Origin of the sequence: Shewanella chilikensis, assembly GCF_037953065.1 — a bacterium.
GTDB classification, from domain to species: domain Bacteria; phylum Pseudomonadota; class Gammaproteobacteria; order Enterobacterales; family Shewanellaceae; genus Shewanella; species Shewanella chilikensis.
The window spans coordinates 698,977-721,956 of the sequence record NZ_CP149966.1; the positions used below are offsets into that span (position 1 = coordinate 698,977).

The following is a 22,980-nucleotide window of genomic DNA, read 5'->3' on the forward strand; positions in this document are numbered from 1 at the left end:
GGCCGAGGCCGACGGGTTTCCCTTTAATTCTCCTGTCTGCGGATGCCAAACTTAAGTACGCTGTCACTTACCCACAGTTACTGGCACACTTTCACTACCATACTGACATTGATTGAGTATTGGCTATCTCGGCAGTCCCGCTCCTAATTTGATTACCGATAACAACAGAGACAAAAACACCCGCCGGGGCGGGTGTTTTCAGGGTTATTGCAGATTAGTGGCTATCAGTTGCGCACCAGTTCCAGCTCTTTGAGCAGGTTGTCGGCATGATCCACTTCATCCATCATCCACAGAATGTAGCGGATATCCACGTGCACGGCGCGGGTGATGGTGGGGTTGAAGTACCAATCTTTGGTGATGGCTTCATAGGTGGAGTCAAAGTTGAGGCCAACCAGCTCGCCCTTGCCGTTAAACACAGGGGAGCCTGAGTTGCCTCCTGTGGTATCTACGCTGGAGAGGAAGTTAACCGGTACAGAGTTGAACTCGGCCGGGTTATCCAGACAGGAGAACAGGCGGCACAACCAGCTGCGGGGATCCTGATACAAGTGCTGCACCTTATGCTCGCCCAGTCGTCCCTGCTTGATGGCATCCAGCAGCTTCTGCGGTGCATTGTAGGGCTCGACACCTGTGTGCTTGGCGACTATGCCTTCCAACTTGGTAAAGGGTTGCTTGTAGAGCGCATCACGGGACTGATAGCCATCGACCATACCATAGCTGATCCTTAAGGTGCCGTTGGCATCCGGATAGACAGGCTTACCCATGGCCTTGTTATAGGCAATGATCGCCTTCATGTAGGCGGGGCGGGCGATGGACAGCTTACCGGCCAGTTCCTTGTCGGCTTTTTCCTGCGCCATATTGGTGTCGTACAGGGTCACTGCCATGCGAATGAAGGGATCGCTGCTGCTCTCGAAAGCTTCCGGCTTGGCCTGCATCCAGTTGAGGCGTTTCTCTTGGTCGGTCAACTCGGTCAGGGCATACATGCCTTCGAGCTTGTCGCCCAGGCTGATTCCTTGCTCGGGTGTCAGCAACTGGTCCATCACGGCGACCCGGTTATCCTGCGCCAGGTAGGCGTCGATATCCATTTGCCACAGTGTCTTGTCGACGCTGATATCGAAGCTGGAGTCAAGTCGCTTGAGACGGGCGGCGAACATCTTCATGTCACGCTCTTGATAACCCGCTTCGCGCTCGGCATCCGGCTTTTGGTTTTCTTTGGCCAGGCGATAAAGCTGCTTGGCGGCGCCGAGCAGGGCACTGGATTGAGCGTTGTCAAAATAGTAGCTCTGCTGATACTTGTGCTGTTGCTCGGCCAGCAGTTGTTCGAGCTCACTCAGTTGCGCCGTCAGCGGCTGTGCGTCTTTATCTTTGGCCAGCCAGTCGCGGAAGGCATTTTCCTCGACCTGCTTGATAGCGGCAATATCAGTGGCGTGGAAGCCATCCAACAAGCCGTTGAGTTTTTTCATCCGGTTGGCCATGCCGGCCAGAGTACCGGCATACTTGATGGCGATATCCTTGTCGGAAGTGCCCATGCCCTCAATGGTGTCGATTCTGGCCTGATAGCGGGCGGCTTGAGTCGGGTAGAGCCAGTCGCTGGCGAATCTCAACTCTGAGGTCAGGCGGTAGCGGCTGGTTGAACCCGGGTAACCGGCCACAAATACGCCGTCACCGGCCTTGACGCCATCGGCATTGACCTTGAGGAAGCTCTTGGGCTGATAAGGCACGTTATCCTCGGCATAGGCCGCAGGCTTGCCATCCTTGCCGACATAGGCCCTGAGGAAGGTAAAGTCGCCGCTGTGGCGAGGGTATTCATAGTTATCTATGTCGCCACCGTAACCGCCAACACTCTCGGGTGGCGCATAAACCAGGCGCACATCGCGAATAATCAGTTGTTTGATCAGGTAATATTCAAGTCCATTGTGGAAACTACGTACTGAGCAGCGGTAGTTATCGTCGGCTTCACACTCTTTGACCAGCGCCTTGCTGTTGGCCTGGATGGCTTCATAACGCGCCAGTGGCTCGGTCGGTAGATTGGCCGTTATCTTATCAGTGACATCTGTGACCGCCTCGGTGACATAGAGGCGCTCGTTGGGGCCGGCCGAAGGCTCCAGGCGTTGTTCTTTGGCCAAAAAGCCGTCGGCCAGATAGTTGTGTTCTTTGGTGCTGTTGTATTGGATACCCCGATAGGCACAGTGATGGTTGGTGACAACCAATCCTTGGGGTGAGACGAAACTGGCGGTACAATAGCCGAGGCCCACCACGGCGTTCATGGGATACTTTCCGAGATCGGCCAGTTGCTCTGCCGGGATGGCGATGCCGCGCTCACTGAGCTTGTCGGCAATAGAGGGCATTTGGTAAGGTTGCCACTGCCCTTCATCGGCTATGGCGAGGCCAGAGGTCAGCGCCAAGGCTGCAGCCAATGCATTGCGCATGTTCATTCCTTATTTATTGTTAGTGTCCGTTTGGATATGAAAAACAGGTGATTGTAGGTGTAAAATTCCTGTTCTGATTGAACCGGGTTTTATATCACATTTTGCCTGATTGTTGGAGAGTTGGAGATTTATGCAACAGCAAGGTGCCTTTAAGGCCAAAGACAAGCGAAGAGACGTCCAGGTTGACGCGCTCAAGCTGCCTCCCCATTCCATTGAGGCGGAGCAATCCGTGCTCGGGGGACTAATGCTGGATGCAGAGGCCTGGGACAAGGTGTCCGAGGCCGTGGTCAGAGAAGACTTTTACTCCCGTTCCCACAGGCTGATTTTCGGTGCCATGCAAAAGCTGGTAGAAAACGGCCAACCCATAGATTTGATTACGGTTTCAGAACAACTGGAACTGACTGACGAGCTGGAAGATGCCGGTGGTTTTACCTATCTGGGTGAGATCGCCAAGAACACCCCCAGCGCCGGTAATATTCTCTCCTACGCCGAAATCGTGCGCGAGCGTGCCGTGGTGCGGGAGATGATCCGGGTAGCACATGAGATTGCCGATGCCGGTTACAACCCTGAGGGGCGGGACTCAGGCGCCTTGCTGGACTTGGCCGAAACCAAGGTGTTCAAGATAGCCGAGCAGCGCGCCAACGCCAACGAGGGCCCGGAGGGGATCAAGACCATCCTCGAAAAAACCGTCGACAAGATTGAGCAGCTGTACAACAACCCGCACAACGGTGTGACCGGGGTATCCAGCGGTTTCTCCGATCTGGATAAGATGACCGCAGGTTTCCAATCCGGTGACCTGATCATTGTCGCGGCCCGTCCTTCCATGGGTAAGACCACCTTTGCGATGAACCTGTGTGAATATGCGGCGCTCAATGAAAACAAGCCAGTGCTTATTTTCAGTCTAGAGATGCCCTCGGAACAGATCATGATGCGTATGCTGGCGTCGCTTGGCCGGGTAGATCAGACCAAGATACGTACCGGCCAGCTGGATGATGATGATTGGGCGCGGGTGTCCTCTACCATGGGGATCATGCTCGAGCAGGGCAAGATGTATATCGATGACAGCTCGGGCCTGACGCCGACCGAAGTGCGCAGCAGGGCCAGGCGTATCGCCCGGGAATACGGCGGTCTGTCTATGATCATGGTCGACTACCTGCAGCTGATGCAGGTGCCGGCGCTGGCCGATAACCGGACCCTGGAAATTGCTGAAATCTCCCGCTCGCTCAAGGCCTTGGCCAAGGAGCTGGAGATCCCGGTGATCGCCCTGTCACAGCTGAACCGCTCATTGGAGCAAAGGGCCGATAAGCGCCCGGTAAACTCTGACTTGCGTGAATCCGGCTCTATCGAGCAGGATGCGGACCTTATCATGTTTATTTATCGTGACGAGGTGTATAACGACGATTCGCCCGATAAAGGCACGGCAGAGATCATCATAGGTAAGCAACGTAACGGCCCCATCGGCCGGGTCAGGCTGACTTTCCAGGGGATGTTCTCCCGCTTTGACAATTACGCCGGTCCGCAATTTGAAGAGGACTAAACCTCTGCGGACGGTTTTCCCGGCGCGGCCAGAGAGCGCGCCATCCAATCCAAGATTGAAGGTAAGCTTTGAAACCCTTTCCCAGAGCAGAGATTAGCAGCCGGGCGCTGCAACATAATCTGGCCAGGCTGCGTGAGATCGCGCCCGCCAGCAAAGTTATTGCTGTCGTCAAGGCCAACGGCTATGGCCACGGCTCACTGAACGTGGCCAAGAGCCTGAACAGTGCCGACGGCTTCGGTCTGGCGCGGCTCGAAGAAGCGTTGGAGCTCAGGGCCGGTGGCGTAACGGCCAAGCTGTTGTTGCTCGAAGGTTTTTTTCGCAGTACTGAGTTGCCTCTACTGGTTAAGCATGACATAGACACTGTGGTGCATCATGAGTCGCAGTTGCAGATGCTGGAGCAAGCCAAGCTGGATAAGCCGGTAACTGTGTGGCTCAAGGTCGACAGCGGCATGCACAGATTGGGTTTTCGCAGCGACGAGTTTAGCGAAGTGTATCAGCGGCTGCTGGATTGCCCGCAAGTGGCCAAGCCCATCAATCTGATGACCCATTTCGCCTGCGCCGATGAGCCGGACAATGACTATACCCGCAAGCAGTTGGAGCATTTCAACCAGCTCACCGCCGGGTTGGATGGCGACCGCAGTCTGGCCAACTCGGCCGGTGCCCTCTATTGGCCCAGCAGCCAGCAAAACTGGATTCGCCCGGGTATCGCTCTCTATGGGGTGTCGCCTGTTGTCGGTGACAGAGGCGCCAACCACGACCTGCAACCGGCCATGAGTCTGGTGTCACAACTGATAGCCGTGCGCGAGCACAAGGCCGGGGAGAGCGTGGGCTACGGGAGTTTTTGGCGCTCATCAAGAGATACCCGCCTCGGCGTGGTGGCCATAGGTTATGGTGACGGTTATCCACGCAATGCTCCCGAAGGCACGCCTGTGTTGATCAATGGTCGCCGGGTGCCTGTGGTTGGCAGGGTGTCCATGGATATGCTGACTGTGGATCTGGGGCCGGATGCCCGGGATGCGGTCGGTGATGATGCCCTCTTGTGGGGCCCGGCGTTACCGGTAGAAGAGGTGGCGGCTCATATCGAAACCGTGGCTTATGAACTGGTGACCAAGTTGACTCCCAGAGTGGCCGTCTGCCTCGATTGAGTGAGTCATGCCATTGAGTTGGCAAACAATAAAGGGCGCCTCGGCGCCCTTTGTCATTACTGATCCTCGAAACAGATCTCTATGTAGGCCGAGCCCTTGGGTGCGACAAAAGGCATGATGATCTTCTTGCCCTGGGCCTGATGGGAAATCTTGTGACCTATGCCGGAAACCACCACAGGGGTGGCCATTTCAAACTCATAGCCCTTGTCCGACAGCAGGTTCTTGGCGCCGCCGGTCACCATGTTGGTGATTTCCCCCACCAGATCTGTCACTTCTTCATTGATATTGCCGGGATTCTCTCCCAACATATTTTGCATTATCTCCAGGATCAGTCCTTGTTCAAAGGTGATCGACAGCGACCCTTTGGTCTGAGGGCCCACCATACCGATAAGCCCGGAGACATCACCTTTGGCCAGGTTGTCTGTCTTGAGTCTGGGCTTGCCCGGGGTCAACTGCATATTGGCCATGGTGGAAACTACGTTGAGGAGTGACTGGAGAAAGGGATTGATAAAAGTGACATTCATGCCGGATTTGTTCCTCTTGCTGCCAAGGGATGCGGATAGTGCAAGGCTAATCCATAAGCGGTTTGACTCCCGCCCACTGGATCACACTCTTATTAGCTTAGAACAATGGCTTGGGCTCTGTGGCGATTTCTTGCCCGGAAAAACTGTGCCCGGCATAAAAACCGGGCACAGAGCGAGCTTCAGGAGACTTTTTCGATTTTTGCCGGTAACCCCTGGCGGGCCGAGGCGCCGCTGGCCCAATCCACCAGAGGGTAGGAACCCGAACGGCTGGGATCCAGCACGGCGAGATCGTTGAGGTTAACCCCGGCGCGGATCAGCGGATTGGCAGCAACCTGCTTGTCATCTATGCTGAATGCTCGCGCGCCGAGCTCCTTGTGACCAAAGCCGTGTTCTATGGCGATGCACTCGGGATGCACACCGGCGACACATTCCACCAGTGCCAGCACACTGCCGTTGGGGGTGCTGATTTTCACTGTATCCCCCGTGGTTATCCCCAATCTTTGGGCCGTGTCTTTGTTGATCCGTACCGGATTATTGGGGTGCACCTGCCTGAGCCTGTCAGAGCCGATACTCATGGAGCTCATGGTGTGCGACTTGTAGCTCGACAGCAACATGGGCCAGGACTGGCGGTCGAAGGCTTGCCTGAGCGCTGTGCCATCGGCCAGGCGTTGACCATAGCTGCGCGGACAGCCACTGAGAAACTCGCCGCTCTGGGAGTGACGGCGACTGCCCACCTGGGGGTTCCACAGCATCATCGGCTTGGGCCAGACTTTGGTGGGGTTGCCTTCGGCGTCCCTGGCCTGGTTCATTGATTCGAACCGGCCACCGCGGGCATAGAGATAAGCCACTCTCGATGCTTCCTCTTCGCCGAGACGGGCCTTGAGTTCGGGAATAATCCTGGCAACCCCGGACCAATAGAGATCTTCCTTGCCGATGGCGGGGACTTTCTCTCCCAACCAGGCGACGTTGGCGGCGCCGTAGAGAGAAAAGTCGGCGGCGCGGGTCAACGGGTGGCGTGTGCCATCATGGGCCAGCACCGCATTTTCACCGAAGCCGGGCAAGGCCAGCGCTATGGCAATCCGGGTAAGAAAGCTTTCCATGCACACGGGATCGCCATCCACTGTGTGTTCCACCCTGGGTTTGACTATCGGCCAGCGGCCGGTGGCTATCTTGGTCATGGTGCCCTGCCAGGCAGAGGTCCAGCCCCAGGACTCGTAGGTGAGGGTATCAGGCACTATATAGTCGGACAGTGCCGTGGTTTCGTTGATAAAGCTGTCGATACTGATAAACAGCGGCAGCACCTTGGGGTCTTTGAGTTTTTCGCCTATGGCGGCGCCGAGCCCGGCCTGGCCATAGACAGGGTTGCCCATATGGTTGATCCAGGCCTTGAGCGAATAGGGGTAACCGTTGACCGCCGCGGTTAGATGCTCGCTCAGCATGGGCGCCGAGATCGGGAACCAGGGTTCCCTGGCCGGGTAGGGGGACTCGCCGGCCTGCTGCTTGCGCTTGTATTCCGAGCTTTTTTCATAGGGGAAACGGGAGCGTGACAGGAATACTCCCTTGGGCTGCACCATGCCGTCAAACTCGGCCAGATTGTAGCGTGGGCCTTTGCCGAAGGCCGGGAAAGTGCCGCCCTTGGCCAGCGCGCCGCCCTTTTGGTTGATATTGCCTATCATGGCGTTGAGCATCATGATGGCCCAGGCGGTATAGAAGCCATCACTGCTCATGGTGCCGCCGTGGCTGATCACCGCCGCCTTGCTGCCATGGCTGGTGAACTTGTTGGCCAGGGCCTCAATCTCATCGACCGGCACATCGCATTCGGCGCTGTATTGCGCCAACGTCTTGAGCCGGGCCGATTCGGCCAGCAGGCTGAAACTGCTCTTGCAGGCCAGGCTCTGGCCATTTTGGCCTGTGAGTCTGCGGTCTACTTCGAGCTGCGCCTTGGGGCAGGCTTCGGCGGCCATGGGTTCACCGCTGACGGCGTCCAGCACCAGCAAGGGGTCTTCATCACCGAAGGGCTTGCCGCTGAAGGCCAAACCCAATTCGCTGGCGTGCAGATATTGGCCGTATCTCGGATGCGCCTGGTCTGAATGCACCAGGAAACCGGCATTACTGAAACCGCGGAAACCGGCTGTTTTAGCGGCCTTGGCATTGGGAGCACTGAGAAACTCGGCGCTGTAGCGCTGATTGTCGATGATCCAGCGCAACATGGCCATCGCCAGCGAGGCGTCTGTGGCCGGGCGGATCGGCAACCAGACATTGTCCGGCGCCGACGCCAGGTTGGAGGTGTTGGGCAGCATGGGCGAAACCACAACATAGCTGAAGTTGCGGTTGTTGACCCTGGCATTGGCCAGTTGCCGTGCTTGGCGCTTGAAGGGGTTGCCGGACTGCTGCGGTGAAGTGCCGATGAACAGCAGAAACTCGGCATGATCCCAGTCCGGTTTCAAGTGGGCGTACTTTTTCAGATCGTCCAGCAAGGCGCCGGCACCGGCCCGATAGCTGAAGCCACAGTAAGAGCCGTGGTTGGCAAAGTTACGGGTGCCGAAGCTGTTGAAGGTGAAGCGTTTTATCAGCGTGTCCCGCCCCTCATCCGAGGCGTTGCTGACCAACAGCTGATTGGCCTTGGGGCCGTATTCAGGGTTGGCGGGATCCAAAGGCGTATTGAGATCGCGAATCGCCCTGAGTCCATCCACATGGCCTTCACCAAACAGATCGCCGCCTTCGACAACCTCCTTGAGCAACTGCTCGAAGGCTATGCTCTGCCACTGGCCCGAACCTCTGGGGCCGACCCGTTTCAGGCAGCGTGTTACCCGATAGGGGCTGTCCAATAACTCCAGCATGGCGTTACCGCGGGCGCAGGCGGTGGAACGTCCGGCAAGCCCCTGCTCCTGCCAGGCGCTGGTGGACACCAGGGCATCGCGCACCGGGGTGTCAAAGTCCAGGTGTTCACGGGCCGACAGTGGATGATAAGGATTACCACTGATACGGATAATGCTGTCGGTTTCATTATCGATACGGGCCCGTACCCCGCATTTGGTCCAGCAGCCGAAACACATGGTGTTGGCCAGACGCTGGTTGTCATTGGCGCTCAGTTGGCCGCTATTCAGGTCAACCCTGAGCTCAGGTGCCAGCGAGTTGCCATGAATCGCTTCTTGGGTATTTTTGCCCGAGCTGCCATTGACCAGGCCCTTGCCCAACTGGGTCAGGGTGTGGCTGTAGCCTGCAACAAACAGTCCGGTACCACCTGTGATGGCAGCCCCTTTGATAAAACGGCGTTTACTCTTATCCATTATGCGGCTCCTTTCAGTCCGGTGGCAGACTGACGTATCAGTTCGGAAATCAGGGTGATCAGGGCCAGCCATAGGCCAAAGGTACCCAGGATCCCCAGCAGCCCCTGTGGGCCCCAGGGCAGTTCATAGAAGTAGGTGCCGGCGCCATACTTGGGATCTGTCTGCGCCTGGATAAGCACCAGCCAGCGAAAGCCCCAAGCCAGGTGGATGGCGGCAAAGCTGCCAAACAGCAAGGCCCAGCGGGGCAGATGTCTGAAGGCCAGCAGCAGCGCCAACAAGGCCAGGGTTGCCAGCACCCAGATAGCGGCCAGTTGCCAACTGGGGCTGTCGCCGAGCAGTAATCTGGCTTCATTGGCGCTGTTGCCGCCACTGATAGCCCAGCCGATAAGCAACAGGGCAAACAGGGCGAAAGAGCCACGCAGCCAGAGCAGCAGCTGTTTGTCTGTCTCCTGCTTATGGCCATTGAACAGGCGGTTGAGCCAAATCAGCATGCCGCTGCCGGCGGCCAGGGCGCTGGCGGCGAACAGAGGCGGCAGCCAGTAGCTGTGCCACAGCGGTCTGGCCTTGATCGCCATGGTTTCCATGCCGGTGTAGAGGGCGATACTCAGGCCGCTGAGCAGGGCAACCCAGGCCAGAGGCTTGAGCCAGGGCTCGCCTTGCCAGTTCCCCAGGCGTAACCAGTATCCCAGGCGGCTCCAGCCATCTTTGGGCTGAGTCGGAAGGGAAGGGCGCAGCAAGAGGTAGGCAAAGGCCAGCGCCGCTGCCATAAACAGCGGCAGTAACCAGGCGCCATACCACATCCAGGAATCCGGTCTGAGCTGCATATAGAAGTGCCAGGCGCGGGCGGGTTGGTGCAGATCGGCCAAGAGTGCCACAGGTGCCACAATGGCTGTGCTGAGGATCAGGCTGCCGCAGAGTGTCAGCAGGCGCCTATCTTTGGCGCCGGGGCGGATAATGGTCAGCGCCGCAATCCACACCGCGGAATAGGCCAGTCCCATCATAAAGAAGTATTGCACCGCCCAGGGTAACCAGGTGATGGCGATATCCGGGGTCAAGATCTCTTTAATGTCCATGGTGCAACTCCTCTCCAGTGGCGGTCATCAGGCTGCGAACCGGTGCTTCGCCGCGGATCCTTTCTTCAAATGCGGCTGTCATCCCCAGATAGAATACGCAGGGCGAGGTTTCGGCCGAGGGCTTGAGTACCTTGATCTCGTCTCTATGTTCGGCCAGCATGCGACTGATTTGGCTGCCGGGATCGTTGAGATCGCCGATGATCCTGGCTTCACCGACACAGGTTTCGACGCAGGCGGGCAGCAAGCCCGCTTCCAGCCGATGGGCGCAGAAGGTGCACTTGTCGGCGGTGTTGGTGTCATGGTTGATAAAGCGCGCATCGTAGGGGCAGGCCTGGACACAGTAACCGCAGCCAACACACCAGTGGCTGTCGACCACCACTATGCCGTCCTGGCGCTGGAATGTGGCGCCAGTGGGGCAAACCGGGATGCAGGGGGGATTTTCGCAGTGGTTGCAGAGCCTGGGCAGCATCATAAAGGCGCTTTCCTGTCCTTGGGTCACTTCATACTGGTTGACTGTGGTACGAAACTGCCCTAATGGGGGTTGGTTTTCTATGGTGCAGGCGACAGTACAAGCCTGGCAACCGACGCAGCGGCGCAGATCGATCAGCATGCCATAGCGTTTGCCACTGGTTGCCTGGGGCTTGGCGGTCGATGCCTGGGCGACGGGCAAAAACGCAGCTCCGGCGCTGATGGCGGCGATTTGCCCCAGTAGTTGACGTTTACTCTTGTCCATACAGACTCCTGAGTCTTGCGGTGATTGGAAACCCACCGGGCTCCTGTTGCCTGTATTCTCGGCAACTGGCGCCCTTGGTCTCTATAGTGGTTTTCCACATATCGGGGCCGCTATTGATCCAGCGCAAGAAATTGAGGCTAGAATGGCGGGCAGACTGACGCTGACCCAGCCGCTTGTGGCCGCAAGATTTCCTAACCGGAGCTAAAACCAAGAGATGAGAACCCTGTATCTGCTGTGTTATCTGTTTGCGGCTGTACTGCTCGGCCATTGGCCGTCAGCTGCGGCAGCGACTGAGCCTTTGCCGCTATCAGGCCCAGCCATGACAACCGGAGTGTTGACCGATAAGGCGGTGGTGGATATAGGCGTGTTGGCTACCCGGGGCTACAGCGACAGCATCAACCGCTGGCAACCCACCATGAATTGGCTCGAGCAGCAGATCCCGGGATATTACTTTCGCCTGCACCCCTTGACGCTGGAGCAGCTGTCGCAGGCGGTGGCCGCCCAGGAGCTGGACTTTGTGATCACCAACCCAGGTCAATCTGTACTGTTGGCGCGGCAGTATTCCCTAAGCTGGCTGGCGACCCTCAAGAGCCGCCTCAACGCCGGTGAGCCGATGCAGGTGGGTTCGGCGCTGGTGGTAAGAAGCGAGTCCAGCCTGCAACATCTGCAAGATCTCAGGCACAAGCGTCTGGGGATAGTTTCGACCCAGGCCTTCGGCGGCTACCTGACCTTGGTGTATGAAGCGCGGCTCAAGCAGATTGATCTGCCAAGCTATGTGGCCGAGATCCAATCTTTGGGATTCCCGCTGGATAATCTGCTCTATCGCCTGCGCGATGGCAGCATAGACGCCGCCGTGGTGCCAGTCTGCCAATTGGAGCAGATGGCGGCGGAGGGGCTTATTGATGCCGGGCATTATCGGGTGCTGGACAACCAGGCGCCGGCAGGGTTTGCCTGCGAGGTGTCTACCCGCCTCTATCCCAACTGGTCCATGGCCAAGACCAGCCGTGCCGGTCAGGGGCTGGCCAAGCAGTTGACCTTGGCCCTATTGGCACTGCCGGAAGACAGTGAGGCGGCCAAAATGTCCGGCTCGCTGGGGTGGACCACGGCGGTCAGTCAACTGGCCATTGATAAGCTGCTCAAGGATCTGGACCTGCACCCATTGCAGGCGCCTTGGTGGCAAAGGGCGCTGCAGTGGCTCAAGGCCCACAGTCATTGGGGCTGGAGCTTGCTGGCGCTGCTGGTGCTGCTCAACGGTTATCACTTCTGGCTCGAATACAGTTTCAGCCGCCGCGGCCGGGAACTGGCCAAGGCCCAACGGCAACTGAGTGAAAACCTCAGTTTGCTGGAACATGCCCAGCGGGCGGCGGTGGCCGGTGAACTGGGTGCCAGCCTGGCCCATGAGCTGAACCAACCTTTGGCGGCCATAGGCAACTATTGCCACGGCGCTAGTGTCAGGCTGCAACAGGGGCAACTGGACAAGTTGCCGCTGGCACTGGAACAGATACAGGCGGAAGTGGGTCGCGCTCACGGTATCATTCAAAGGCTCAGGGGGCTTTTGAAAAAGCGCCCGCCGCAAAAACAGTTGCAGCCGTTCAGCCCCTTGCTGAGCGAGACGCTGACTCTGCTGGGGCATGAACTTGAGAAACAAGCGATCCGCGTCGATTGGCAGATTGTCGGCGAAGAAAGCCCCATGCAACTGGATACGGTCGCCATGCAGCAACTCTTGTTGAATCTGCTTAAGAATGCCATCGAAGCCTTGGCTGAAGAGCCTAAAGCCGAGCGAATTATTGCGCTGCGGCTGGATTATCAATCTCAGCCCGGCAAGCTCTTGCTGGAAGTGCAGGACAATGGCCCAGGGCTTAAACAGGATGGCAAGAGCCTGATGCAGGCCTTTACCAGTACCAAGAAAGATGGCCTGGGTCTGGGGCTGGTGATCTGCCGGGAAATCGCCGAGAGCCATGGCGGCAGCATCAGTCTGCTGCAGCCGCCTGAGGGCGGTTGTCTGGTCACTGTGGTGCTGGCTTAAACCCGTTTTGCCAAGGAGAAAGAAAAATGCCGGGACAATTTGTGGCCCAAAACAGTTCACCAACCGATGACAAGCGTCAGTCAGTCTATCTGGTGGATGACGATGATTCGGTGCGGCGTTCGTTGGGGTTTATGCTGGAAGGCTATGGTTTTGAGGTGCAGGCCTTTGAAGATGCCGAGCATTTTCTCAAGGCGCAGCTATTGGAGCAGCCCGGCTGCCTGATCCTCGATATGCGTATGCCAGGGCTCAGTGGGGCGCAGCTGCAGCAGCTGCTCAACGAGCGTAATAGCCCGTTGGCGGTGATCTTTCTCACCGGTCATGGCGACGTGCCGCTGGCGGTGGATGCGCTTAAATCCGGCGCGGTGGACTTTTTTCAAAAACCCGCCGATGGCGCTCGCCTGGCCGAGGCGGTCACCAAGGCACTGAATCACTCTGCCGAAATCGCCAAGCGACGAAAGCTGCAAGGTATCTATCAGGCGCTGACTCCGAGAGAGAAAGAGATATTGCATCTCATCGCCAAGGGCTATAAGAACCAGCAGATAGCCGACGAACTCTGCATCGCCATGCGCACAGTGGAGATCCACAGATCCAACCTGATGAAGGGCATGCAGGTGAGCTCGCTGGCTGAGATGTTGTTGATTTATGCCGGGATAGAGACAGAGTTTGAGTAACTCAGATCCAAAGTCTTCGGCGGCAACAGAATGACCTTTGATTCGGGTTTATGAGCGGGATTTATCTACGGCTGTCGTTTTATGGCCGCAGAGGGTAAAATAGCGGCCCATTTTTGCGTACCGGATCTGTTAATGCCAAGCCCTATCGATGCCAACCGCCGTTTTTCCATTGCCCCCATGCTCGATTGGACGGATCGCCACTATCGTTACTTTGCCCGGCTGATGTCGAGTCAGACGCTGCTCTACACTGAGATGGTGACCACAGGCGCGATACTGCATGGCAAGGGCGATTATCTGGCTTATAACCAGGAAGAGCACCCGCTGGCATTGCAACTGGGTGGCTCCAATGTTGAGGATCTGGCCCGCTGCGCTGAAATCGCCCGGCAAAGGGGGTATGACGAAGTTAACCTCAATGTGGGATGCCCTTCGGATAGAGTACAGAACGGCCGCTTTGGTGCTTGTTTGATGGAAGAGCCCGAGCTGGTGGCCCATTGCGTCGATGCCATGCGCCAGAAGGTGGATATTCCGGTGACGGTCAAGACCCGCATCGGCATAGATGACAAAGATTCCTACGAATTTCTTGGTGACTTCATTACCAAGGTGAGTGCCGCCGGCTGCGATACTTTCATCATTCATGCCCGCAAGGCCTGGTTGCAGGGGCTTAGTCCCAAGGAAAACCGTGAGATCCCGCCATTGGATTATCCCCGGGTGTATCAATTGAAGCAGGATTTTCCCGGTCTGCATATCAGCATCAATGGTGGTATCAAGAGCTTTGAAGATATGCATACCCATCTGGCCCAGCTGGACGGGGTGATGGTGGGGCGAGAAGCCTACCAAAATCCCTATCTGCTGGCCGAGGTGGATCAGAAGATCTTTGGCCTCGATAGCCAGGTTATGAGTCGCGATCAGGTGGTGGATGCCATGTTGCCCTATGTGGAAGCTCATCTGCAGTCGGGTGGCCGCTTGAATCATATCAGCAGACACATGACTGGCCTTTATCAGGGGATCCCCGGTTCTCGCAGTTGGCGCCGTCATCTGAGCGAGAATGCCCACAAGCCGGGTGCCGGTATCGAAGTGCTGCTTAAGGCTCGTGAAATGATGCACAGCGGAGTTTGACCTTGCTGTAATACCCGAGTGGTGAAAATCGCTATGGTGATAGTGCTTTTTACCAACAGATAGGGAATTGCTGTATTTTTGTGCTGTTACGGTCAGTCATTCAGTGTTAATGATTGGCCGTTTTTATTTTTTATTTCATTTAATATCATATCCTTAATCGAAATTTTTCCCAATTGGCACGCCCTTTGAATTAGTCATCTTGACCGCTGACCCGTTCAGCTTAACCAGAAAGGGATGACAAGCATGAAAACTTCCAACCTGACTATTCAATCTTTGCTTCTTGGCGTTGTTTTAGCTTCAGCCAGTGTTTCAGCCCAGGCCGATGTACTGCCTACTCAACCTATCCTCAGTGCTGTTGAGCAGAACCTGAGTCAGCAGGCTCAGACCATGTTGCTCAGTGCCAAGCGCGAAATGCTGGCCTCTCTGCAACAGGAACTGGAGCGTAGCGTGGCCCAACTGAGCGACGAGATGACTCAAGAAATCCTGAGTCAGATCACCGAATTACCCGTGGAGACCAGTGTTCTGACCCAAGCCAAGGATTGAGGTGCCTATGTGGATAAATAGCACCTTGGCACTACTGATGTTTCTGCCGTTGCTTGGTTACACCCTGATGGCGTTGTTAGCCTGCGGTGCCCGGCAGATACAGTTAACGAGATAATCGGAGTCAGTTATGTTTGATTTGGAACGTACACTCAAGGGAAATTCTTCCATCGTCTGTGGCCTATGCCGCGATATGGCCGAGCGTTTTGGCTGGTCGGTATTCTGGACCCGAATTGTTGCCGCAGTCATCACTCTGATGCACCCATTACTCGGATTGACGGCTTACTTTGCCCTGGCACTGCTGTGGCCCAAGTGGGTGAAATGAGTATGTATAACAAGAGTCGAAACAAGCACAGAAGATATAGGTTGCTGTCTCAGTTACTGGTGTGGAGCATAGTCGGCGCGCTGATCCTTATGGTCTCTCTGCTCAGCCGCGAGTTTATGTCAGTGGGGATCTGGGGTAGCCCGTTTTTATGGCTGGATGCCGAGAACTGGAGTTGGGTGTTGACCCTGATAACCGCGATGCTGGCATTGGTGTGGGCCGCAATGACTTTCAGTGTGTTGGCAGTGGTGTGCGTACTTTGTGTTGCTGCGGCATTACTGATGTTTATCAGCGGCTTTGCAATGATTTGGCCCGTGCTGGTTTTGGCATTGGCAGTATGGGGAATAGGCAAGTCCAGTCAATGGCAGGAGTAGTGTTGCTGCGACTGGCTTGGTGTCAGCCCAGCCGCAGCAACATTGGATTCAGCCTCGATGATTTAGCCTTTGTTGAGAAACTGGCGGAAAACCGCTTTGGCTTCATCACTCTGCAGACGCTGGCCGAAGAGTTCCAACTCCTGATGCATCTGGTGTTGTACCCGGCTCTTGTGTGGCCGCATAAGTTGTCTGGTGAGTTGCAGCGCCTGAGGTGGCTTGGAAGCCAAGGCTTTGGCCTTTTCCAGCGCATAAGGTAAGAGTTCCACCGGACTCAACATGCGGTTGATGAGTTTGAGATCCAGCGCCGTTTCGGCATCGAAACTTTCGCCCAGCAACAGCAGCTCAGAGGCCTTTTGGTAACCGACCAACTCAGGCAGTAGCAGGCTGGAACCGGCTTCAGGCACTAGTGCCAGGTCGATAAAGGGCAAACGGAACTGGGCTGTGTTATCGGCATAGACCAGGTCACAATGCAGCAGCAGCGTGGTGCCAATTCCGACAGCAGCGCCGCTGACGGCGGCGACCAAGGGCTTTTTCAGCTCCAGCAGGCAAAAGAGAAACCGCACCGCTGGGTGGTTGGGCCCCAGATCCGGCTGCTTGAGAAAATCCGCTACATCGTTGCCTGAAGTAAAGCAGTTTTCACTGCCTGTCAGCAGAAAGGCACGGATCTCGTTGTCCGCTTCCCCCTGGATCAGGTATTCTGTAAGCTGCTTATACATATCGAGATCGAGGGCGTTACGTTTATCCGGGCGGTTAAAACGTATGATACGTACACCCTGCTCATCCTGAACCTGAATCGTGCTCATTCGTTGTTTCCTTTACTGACGAAATGGGTTTTACATGGAGTTTAAGACATAGATGGCGATATTCAAACAACTGTTTAAAGTTATCTTGCTGGCCGGCATCAGTGCTAGCGCCTTCGCCTCGAACATAATGCTCGAACAAGGATATATCCGGGCCATGCCTGCTTCTGTTCCCAATACGGCGGCGTATCTGACACTCAGCAACCATGGTCCGGCGACTGAGCTGGTTTCTGCCAGTACCCCTGTGGCCCGTGAAGCCATGCTGCATACTCTGATTGAAGAAGACGGCCTGGTTAAAATGCGTCATGTGGCGGCATTTCCGCTTCCAGAGCATGGTCAGTTGACGCTGCAAAGCAGTGGCGATCACATCATGATCATGGGCCTCAAGGCGCCGTTGCAGCTGGGGCAAAAAGTGCCTGTGACACTGGGTTTTGCCAATGGTGAAACCCTCAATATTGAACTCGAAGTAAAATCCCCCCATGATGCTCCTGCAGCGCAAGAGCATCATCACCATCATTAAGGAGAACCCGGGATGCAAATGACATGGAAAAAAGGTGTCGGTGCTGCGGCCATAGTGTTCGTTATCGCATACGGCATCAGTGTTTGGTGGAGTATTGAACCCGATGTATTGACCCCTGAGGTGATGACATCGGAAAAAGGCGAAAAGATAACAGGTTATGCCACCACCAGCGCGCTGATAAATACCATGGAGACCTTGCTGGATAAGCAAGGAGGTTGGTTGTCCAACGACATGATGCCGCCTTCTGTGATGATGGACAACATGCCGGCGTTTGAATTCGGCGCCTTGGAACAGGTGCGGGATCTCGCCTTGATCATGCGCAAAGAGTTCAGCCGCTCCCAGTCGCAGTCCACCGCCGACAAAGATCTGCTGGAAGCGCACTCCAAGCTGAATATCGAGCACACCAGTTGGCTGGTGCCCAGTGCTGAGAGCGAGTATCGCGATGCTATCAAGCTATTGAAGGTTTACCGGGCGCGGATGATGGATCCCAATAACCCGGATGCCCAGTTTTATGCCCGCGCCGACAACCTCAATGAATGGTTGAAAGAGGTGCAGAAGCGTTTGGGCAGCATGTCGCAGCGTCTGGCCGCCAGTGTTGGTCAGGAGAGGCTGAATACCGATCTGGCCGGCGACAGTGCCGCCCGTCAGTCGACCCCCAACCTGGCGAGTCAGCAGATAAAGACCAGCTGGTGGCAAATAGACGATGTCTTCTATGAATCCAGAGGCTCTGCCTGGGCCTTGCTGAATTTCATGAAGGCGGTAGAGGTCGATTTTGCTGACGTACTGAAGAAAAAGAATGCCGAAGTGAGTCTCAAACAGATCATCCGTGAACTGGAAGCGACTCAGCAAACAGTCTGGAGCCCAATGATCCTCAACGGTTCCGGATTCGGTTTGGTGGCCAACCATTCTTTGGTGATGGCCAACTATGTGTCCCGCGCCAATGCCGCGGTGATTGATTTAACCAACTTGCTTTCACAGGGTTAATTTATGAAAAAGACTTTATTGGCGACAGCCTTGCTGGCTTCTTTGATGGCGACTTCCGCCCAGGCAGCAACAGTCGTAGGCTTTAAGGTAGGCGCCGATTACTGGAAAGGAGATGCCAGCGGTACTTTCGCCGAGAAAGGCCAGCCGCAGCAGGAGTTCAACTATGACTCTTCCGCCCAGTACAGCCTTTGGTTCAGCGTTGAGCACCCTGTGCCACTGCTGCCCAACCTGAAGATCCGCGAAAACCGCCTGAAAGAAGATGGCGCTATGAGCAATGCCAACTTCAACTTCAATGGCCACACCTTCAGCGGTGATGTGTATGCTACGGCCGACCTGAGCAACACAGACTTTATCCTCTACTATGAATTACTGGACAATGACCTGGTTGCTCTCGATGTAGGTGGTGCCTACAAGTTGATGGATGGTTCTTTCCGGGTGGCTGACAAGGGGCATCCTGAAGAGCGTGATATCGACAGCGGTGTGGTTATGGGTTATGCCAATGCTGAAGTTGGTCTGCCATTCTTCGGCCTGTACGCCTTTGCCGATGTGTTAGCCGGTATCAATGAGTCCAGTGTTTATGACTACCAAGTAGGTCTGGGCTGGGAGTTTGATGGTGTGGCGCTGGATACCCGGGTGCGTGCCGGCTATCGCGACTTTAAATTTGACGTAAACGGTTTCAATGGCATGAGCAGCAATATGCAGTTTGACGGCTTCTTTGCCGGTGTGGAACTGGTGTTCTAATTCCGTTATCCGTTGATAAGTCCCAATAAAAAACCGCCAGCTGGCGGTTTTTTATTGGTTAAGCTCCAGCTTATTGCTGTGCAGGAGTTGTCAGGCCGTTGTTGATGGAGATGACATCATCTTCATTCAGAGTACCTGTGGCCTGCTTCAGTGCCAATATCGACTTGATATAGCCGTATCGGGCGTTGGACAGCTGGCGTTTGGAATCATACAGATCCCGGGTACGGTTCAGCACGTCAACTATGGTACGGGTACCCACTTCAAAACCGGCTTGAGTGGCTTTCAATGCACTTTCGGAAGAGAGCACTGACTGCTCATAGGCCTTGATGGAGCTGATAGAAGCGCCAACGTTGTTGAAGTTGTTGCGAACATTTTTGACTACCTGGCGGTAGGTCTGCTCCAATCTCTGGCTGGCTTCAACATAGGCATATTGCGCTTGTTTCACCTGAGAGCTGACTTTGAAACCTTCAAAGATAGGCACGCTCAGGTTAACGCCTACGGTACCGTTATCGAAGTCAGGTTGATTCTGACTGCCGATTTCTTGCTCCAGGCCCTTGGTATAACCGGCATTCAGGCTCAGAGACGGCATATGGCCGGCTTTATAGAGGCTGATGGTTTCCTGGGCGATATCTTTACCGATACGCTGGGTCAGCAGATCGACACTGTTGGTCTCGGCCATTTTAAGCCAATCGTTTGGCATGGCTGGAGTTGGGCTGGCCGCAGAGAAACGGTCTGTATCCAGAATGTCGATGCTCTTGTGATCTATGCCGGTGATTTCACGCAGGGCTTCATAGCTGTTGATCAACTCGTTCTCGGCCAGGATTTCGGCTGCGGTCGCCAGGTCATACTGAGCCTGTGCTTCATGGACATCGGTAATGGCTGTTAGACCAACAGCAAAGCGCTGTTTGGTTTGCTCCAACTGCCGCTCAATGGCACGCTTCTCGGCGCCTTTGAACTCGTAATTATCCTTGGCGGCCAACACGTCAAAGTAAGCGGTTGTTACCCGGGTGATCAGTGTTTGCAGAGCTGAAGCATAGACGGCGTCGGCCTGTGATGCGGCTTTCTCCGCCAGGCTTAAACCGACCCAGGCAGAATGATTATAGATGACCTGGTTAAGCTTGATTGCACCTGTCAGGCCACTGGTGTCATCAGAAGGATCGTTCCAGGCTTTGTCATAACCAACATTGGCACTGATAGTCGGCAGCAGAGGCGCACGACTTTCTTCAATTTTTTCATACAACTGGTCTCTTTGGGCCTTGGCCTGGAGCACCACTGGATCATTGGTTAATGCCTGCTGATATATCTGAAGTAAATCGTCGGCTTGAACGGCCGGGGCAGAAACTGCGAGCGTTAACGCCGCGCATAAAGTGCGGATCTTGAATTTCATTGGCTGTCCTTATAGACAAACACCCTGTGACGGGCGGTTTCAACTTCGTTAGACTGTTAATGCCTTTGATAAAGGCGGTTTGCGCTTCCCGACGCTTCCCGATACAGCAAAACTTAATGGTTTTGATACTAAAAAATCAACCGTTTTCAAGTCAATTCGGAAGTGTAACAGATTTTATTGGTAAATGGTGCCGGGTGGGTTGAAATTGCATCTTTTATAGCTAAAGCGGAGTGAAAATGGCAGTAGAAAAATTCACCAAAGAGGATGTTCAGGTGCTGGGGCAGCGCACGCTATACCGTGGCTTTTTCCGGATGGAGGAATATCGTTTCCGTCATCGGCTGTTTGCCGGGGGCTGGAGTGAGGAAGTGAGTCGCGAGGTATTTGAGCGCGGTCACGCCGTAGTGGTTTTGCCCTACGATCCGCAAGAAGACAAAGTGGTGCTGATAGAGCAGGTGCGATTCCCTGCATTGGAAACCAGTGAATCCCCTTGGCTGCTGGAGTTGGTGGCGGGTATGATTGCCCCCGGCGAAGTGGCCGAGGATGTCGCCAAACGGGAACTTTTGGAAGAAACCGGACTCAACTCCAGTGCAATTTCGGCCGTAAGCAGCTATCTTTCCAGCCCCGGAGGTTGTAGTGAGCGTTTCTACTTCTATTGGGCTGAGGTAGATTCATCCAAAGCAAACGGGCTGCACGGCTTGGCCGAAGAGCATGAAGATATTCGGCTGCATGTGCTTTCCCGCGTTGATGCTTATGCCAAAGTGCTCAGTGGCGAAATCGACAACGCTTCAACCGTACTCGGGCTGCAATGGTTGCAGCTCAATTATCAAGATTTACTGCAGGCCGATGAACAAGAGAGATAGTGACAAGAAATACCAGCCGGATGTCAGCCGCTTTTTAGCTTTGTGTGGTCGCAACTACGGCCATATTCAACGCTGGTTGCCGGAGCAAGGTGAAGTGGGTGAAAGCTGGCAGGTAGAAGGTGATTTCGGTTGCCTGGATGTCGAGCTGCTGGAGAATACCCGCTATACCCAGCTGGTGAGTATTTCCCGTCATGTGGGGAAGGGCGGATTGGTGCCTGTCCCCAAAGTTACCGTGCGGATTTATCATGATGCTAAATTAGCAGAAGTGTTAAGCAGCCGACAGATTTACCAATTGCGGCCGGTGTATGATTATCCGAACTTACGCATGTATCACCGCGATGAAAAGTACCAGGTAAACGCCTTCCTGGAGGAGTTATTGAAAATAGACTGGCAGGCGCGCCTCGTTTGTCAGTCCTGAGATTGGGTAATCAAAGTGCTGAAAGAGGCAATCACATACGGTATTCCTGAGGACAAGAGTGTTCGTTTGGTGCAGATCACAGATCCTCACCTGTTTGCCGAACCTGAAGGACAGCTTCTTGGCGTCAATACCGCCAACAGTCTCAACGCCGTTATCAATACTATCCAGGCCGTCAAGTATCCCGCCGACATGCTGCTGGCCAGTGGTGACATCAGTCAGGATTATTCCGGTGAGTCTTACCGCAACTTTGTTGAAGCCATCAAACCGCTGAATTTGCCTTGCCATTATTTGCCTGGCAACCATGATGACCCCAGGATCATGTATCTGCATATGCAGGGTGAGCGTGTCTATGGCCACAGGCGGGTGTTGGCCGGGAATTGGCAGATTATCTTGCTCGACTCCACAGTGCGGGGAAAACCGGGTGGTCATATGGCCGAAAGCGAACTTGAGATCATCCGCAGTGCCATAGCCGCCGAACCTGACAAGCACGTGCTGTTGGTGATGCACCATAACCCAGTATTGGTGGACTGCACCTGGTTGGATCAACATTGCATGGACAACGGCGCCCAGTTCCTCAAAGAAATGGGGCGTTACCCTCAGATAAAGGGGATGCTCTGGGGTCATGTTCATCAGCAATTGGATACTGAATATCAGGGGGAAGGTCACAAGCTTTCTTTGATGGCGACACCATCGACTTGTATTCAATTCAAACCCTTGTCTTCCTACTTTGCGCTGGATGCACTGCAGCCAGGCTACCGTTTGCTGGAGCTCAAGCCCGATGGTAGCATGCTCACCAATGTTTATCGGATCCCGGGCGAGCGTTTCGCACCGGATGCTGAGGCCAGCGGCTACTGAGTTTGCTTTGGAGCAGTGGCCCCTTGTGAGGAACTATGCTGCTCTATATTCACGGTTTCAACAGTTCTCCCTTGTCTGACAAGGCTGTGCTTACCCGTACCTATATTGAACAACACTTTCCCGGTGTGCGACTGGAGCAGCCACAACTACCCACTTCGCCCAAGGCGGCGATGGAGTTGCTGATTCAGTTGACTGAAGCGGCCAAGGCCAGGGGCGAGCCACTGGCGTTTATCGGTTCATCCCTCGGCGGGTATTTTGCTTCTTGGTTGGTAGAGCAATATGGCGGCAAGGCGGTACTTATTAACCCGGCGGTGCGCCCCTTTGAGCTCTTTGGTGATTATTTGGGGGCACAGTACAACCCCTATACCGATGAGCACTACCAATTATTGCCGCAACATCAACTACAGCTGATTGAATTTGATACGCCGGTCATTCTCAATCCGGATCGTTTTTTTGTATTATTACAGACTGCCGATGAGGTACTGGATTATCGCCAGGCTCTGGGCAAATATCACTGCTGTGAGATGTTGCTGGAAAGCGGTGGAAACCATAGTTTTGTGGGTTACGGCGACAAGCTGGGCTCAATCTGCCGTTTTTTACACTTATCTTGACAATCAGATCCTCGCGGCCCACCATGG

22 protein-coding genes are annotated in these 22,980 nt (G+C 55.1%); 15 read left to right on the top strand and 7 right to left on the bottom strand.

Annotated elements, in window-relative coordinates:
- Nucleotides 1-224: 224 nt before the first annotated feature.
- A complete protein-coding gene (locus WKR14_RS03295) occupies nucleotides 225-2,426 on the bottom strand; it encodes a S46 family peptidase (protein WP_339087361.1) in 2,202 nt (733 codons plus the stop codon).
- 130 nt (nucleotides 2,427-2,556) lie between these two features.
- On the opposite strand from WKR14_RS03295, the gene dnaB reads away from it, so the two are divergent.
- A complete protein-coding gene (gene dnaB / locus WKR14_RS03300) occupies nucleotides 2,557-3,963 on the top strand; it encodes a replicative DNA helicase (RefSeq protein WP_025009346.1) in 1,407 nt (468 codons plus the stop codon).
- 68 nt (nucleotides 3,964-4,031) lie between these two features.
- Nucleotides 4,032-5,108, top strand: a complete 1,077-nt coding sequence (gene alr, locus WKR14_RS03305; protein ID WP_339087362.1) for an alanine racemase — start codon at nucleotides 4,032-4,034, stop codon at nucleotides 5,106-5,108.
- A gap of 56 nt (nucleotides 5,109-5,164) precedes the next feature.
- Here the strand turns inward: alr and WKR14_RS03310 are convergent, their stop codons facing one another.
- From WKR14_RS03310 to dsrO, 4 genes are all read right to left on the bottom strand, one after another.
- Entirely contained in the window at nucleotides 5,165-5,632 is a 468-nt protein-coding gene (locus tag WKR14_RS03310) for a chemotaxis protein CheX (protein ID WP_101054915.1), read from the bottom strand.
- A 179-nt stretch (nucleotides 5,633-5,811) separates the two neighbouring features.
- Nucleotides 5,812-8,922 (bottom strand): tetrathionate reductase subunit A, encoded by a 3,111-nt coding sequence (locus WKR14_RS03315; protein ID WP_339087363.1) that lies wholly within the window; start codon nucleotides 8,920-8,922, stop codon nucleotides 5,812-5,814.
- Complete coding sequence (nrfD, locus tag WKR14_RS03320) at nucleotides 8,922-9,995, bottom strand: NrfD/PsrC family molybdoenzyme membrane anchor subunit (protein ID WP_286998154.1); 1,074 nt, start codon at nucleotides 9,993-9,995, stop codon at nucleotides 8,922-8,924. Before nrfD ends, WKR14_RS03315 begins: the two co-directional genes overlap by 1 nt.
- Nucleotides 9,985-10,728: a sulfate reduction electron transfer complex DsrMKJOP subunit DsrO gene (gene dsrO / locus WKR14_RS03325; RefSeq protein WP_039034479.1), complete on the bottom strand. Its 744-nt coding sequence runs from the start codon at nucleotides 10,726-10,728 to the stop codon at nucleotides 9,985-9,987. The genes nrfD and dsrO overlap by 11 nt, the downstream gene beginning before the upstream one ends.
- A gap of 214 nt (nucleotides 10,729-10,942) precedes the next feature.
- On the opposite strand from dsrO, the gene WKR14_RS03330 reads away from it, so the two are divergent.
- From WKR14_RS03330 to WKR14_RS03355, 6 genes are all read left to right on the top strand, one after another.
- A complete protein-coding gene (locus WKR14_RS03330) occupies nucleotides 10,943-12,754 on the top strand; it encodes a sensor histidine kinase (RefSeq protein ID WP_339087365.1) in 1,812 nt (603 codons plus the stop codon).
- Nucleotides 12,755-12,780: 26 nt separating this feature from the next.
- A complete protein-coding gene (locus WKR14_RS03335) occupies nucleotides 12,781-13,425 on the top strand; it encodes a response regulator transcription factor (RefSeq protein WP_224865986.1) in 645 nt (214 codons plus the stop codon).
- Nucleotides 13,426-13,557: 132 nt separating this feature from the next.
- A complete protein-coding gene (gene dusA, locus WKR14_RS03340; RefSeq protein WP_101054927.1) occupies nucleotides 13,558-14,541 on the top strand; it encodes a tRNA dihydrouridine(20/20a) synthase DusA in 984 nt (327 codons plus the stop codon).
- Between the two features lie 243 nt (nucleotides 14,542-14,784).
- The gene (locus WKR14_RS03345) at nucleotides 14,785-15,084 is read left to right on the top strand and encodes a hypothetical protein (protein ID WP_339087366.1); all 300 of its coding nucleotides are present in this window, start codon (nucleotides 14,785-14,787) and stop codon (nucleotides 15,082-15,084) included.
- Nucleotides 15,085-15,211: 127 nt separating this feature from the next.
- A complete protein-coding gene (locus WKR14_RS03350; protein ID WP_025009353.1) occupies nucleotides 15,212-15,406 on the top strand; it encodes a PspC domain-containing protein in 195 nt (64 codons plus the stop codon).
- Nucleotides 15,403-15,777 (top strand): hypothetical protein, encoded by a 375-nt coding sequence (locus tag WKR14_RS03355; protein WP_129585965.1) that lies wholly within the window; start codon nucleotides 15,403-15,405, stop codon nucleotides 15,775-15,777. The genes WKR14_RS03350 and WKR14_RS03355 overlap by 4 nt, the downstream gene beginning before the upstream one ends.
- A 62-nt stretch (nucleotides 15,778-15,839) precedes the next feature.
- On the opposite strand, the gene WKR14_RS03360 is transcribed toward WKR14_RS03355, so the two are convergent.
- Nucleotides 15,840-16,580, bottom strand: coding sequence for an enoyl-CoA hydratase (locus WKR14_RS03360; protein WP_101054931.1), 741 nt, complete (start codon nucleotides 16,578-16,580; stop codon nucleotides 15,840-15,842).
- A gap of 52 nt (nucleotides 16,581-16,632) precedes the next feature.
- Between WKR14_RS03360 and WKR14_RS03365 the strand changes: the two genes are divergently transcribed.
- Genes WKR14_RS03365 through WKR14_RS03375 form a run of 3 tightly spaced genes read left to right on the top strand, consistent with a single transcriptional unit; the run spans nucleotide 16,633 to nucleotide 18,822 of the window.
- The gene (locus WKR14_RS03365; RefSeq protein WP_165564466.1) at nucleotides 16,633-17,097 is read left to right on the top strand and encodes a copper chaperone PCu(A)C; all 465 of its coding nucleotides are present in this window, start codon (nucleotides 16,633-16,635) and stop codon (nucleotides 17,095-17,097) included.
- A 12-nt stretch (nucleotides 17,098-17,109) separates the two neighbouring features.
- Entirely contained in the window at nucleotides 17,110-18,081 is a 972-nt protein-coding gene (locus WKR14_RS03370) for a DUF2333 family protein (RefSeq protein WP_101054933.1), read from the top strand.
- A 3-nt stretch (nucleotides 18,082-18,084) separates the two neighbouring features.
- Complete coding sequence (locus WKR14_RS03375) at nucleotides 18,085-18,822, top strand: TIGR04219 family outer membrane beta-barrel protein (protein ID WP_101054935.1); 738 nt, start codon at nucleotides 18,085-18,087, stop codon at nucleotides 18,820-18,822.
- Between the two features lie 70 nt (nucleotides 18,823-18,892).
- Here the strand turns inward: WKR14_RS03375 and tolC are convergent, their stop codons facing one another.
- Nucleotides 18,893-20,209 carry an outer membrane channel protein TolC gene (tolC, locus tag WKR14_RS03380; protein WP_101054937.1) on the bottom strand — a complete coding sequence of 439 codons (1,317 nt, stop codon included), beginning with the start codon at nucleotides 20,207-20,209 and terminating at the stop codon, nucleotides 18,893-18,895.
- 236 nt (nucleotides 20,210-20,445) lie between these two features.
- Between tolC and nudF the strand changes: the two genes are divergently transcribed.
- Genes nudF through WKR14_RS03400 form a run of 4 tightly spaced genes read left to right on the top strand, consistent with a single transcriptional unit; the run spans nucleotide 20,446 to nucleotide 22,953 of the window.
- Entirely contained in the window at nucleotides 20,446-21,069 is a 624-nt protein-coding gene (gene nudF, locus WKR14_RS03385; protein ID WP_101054939.1) for an ADP-ribose diphosphatase, read from the top strand.
- Complete coding sequence (locus tag WKR14_RS03390) at nucleotides 21,053-21,487, top strand: DUF1249 domain-containing protein (RefSeq protein ID WP_335917023.1); 435 nt, start codon at nucleotides 21,053-21,055, stop codon at nucleotides 21,485-21,487. Before nudF ends, WKR14_RS03390 begins: the two co-directional genes overlap by 17 nt.
- Nucleotides 21,488-21,502: 15 nt before the next feature.
- Nucleotides 21,503-22,342: a 3',5'-cyclic-AMP phosphodiesterase gene (gene cpdA, locus WKR14_RS03395; RefSeq protein WP_101054943.1), complete on the top strand. Its 840-nt coding sequence runs from the start codon at nucleotides 21,503-21,505 to the stop codon at nucleotides 22,340-22,342.
- A 35-nt stretch (nucleotides 22,343-22,377) separates the two neighbouring features.
- Complete coding sequence (locus WKR14_RS03400; protein ID WP_101054945.1) at nucleotides 22,378-22,953, top strand: YqiA/YcfP family alpha/beta fold hydrolase; 576 nt, start codon at nucleotides 22,378-22,380, stop codon at nucleotides 22,951-22,953.
- The last annotated feature ends 27 nt before the right edge of the window (nucleotides 22,954-22,980 follow it).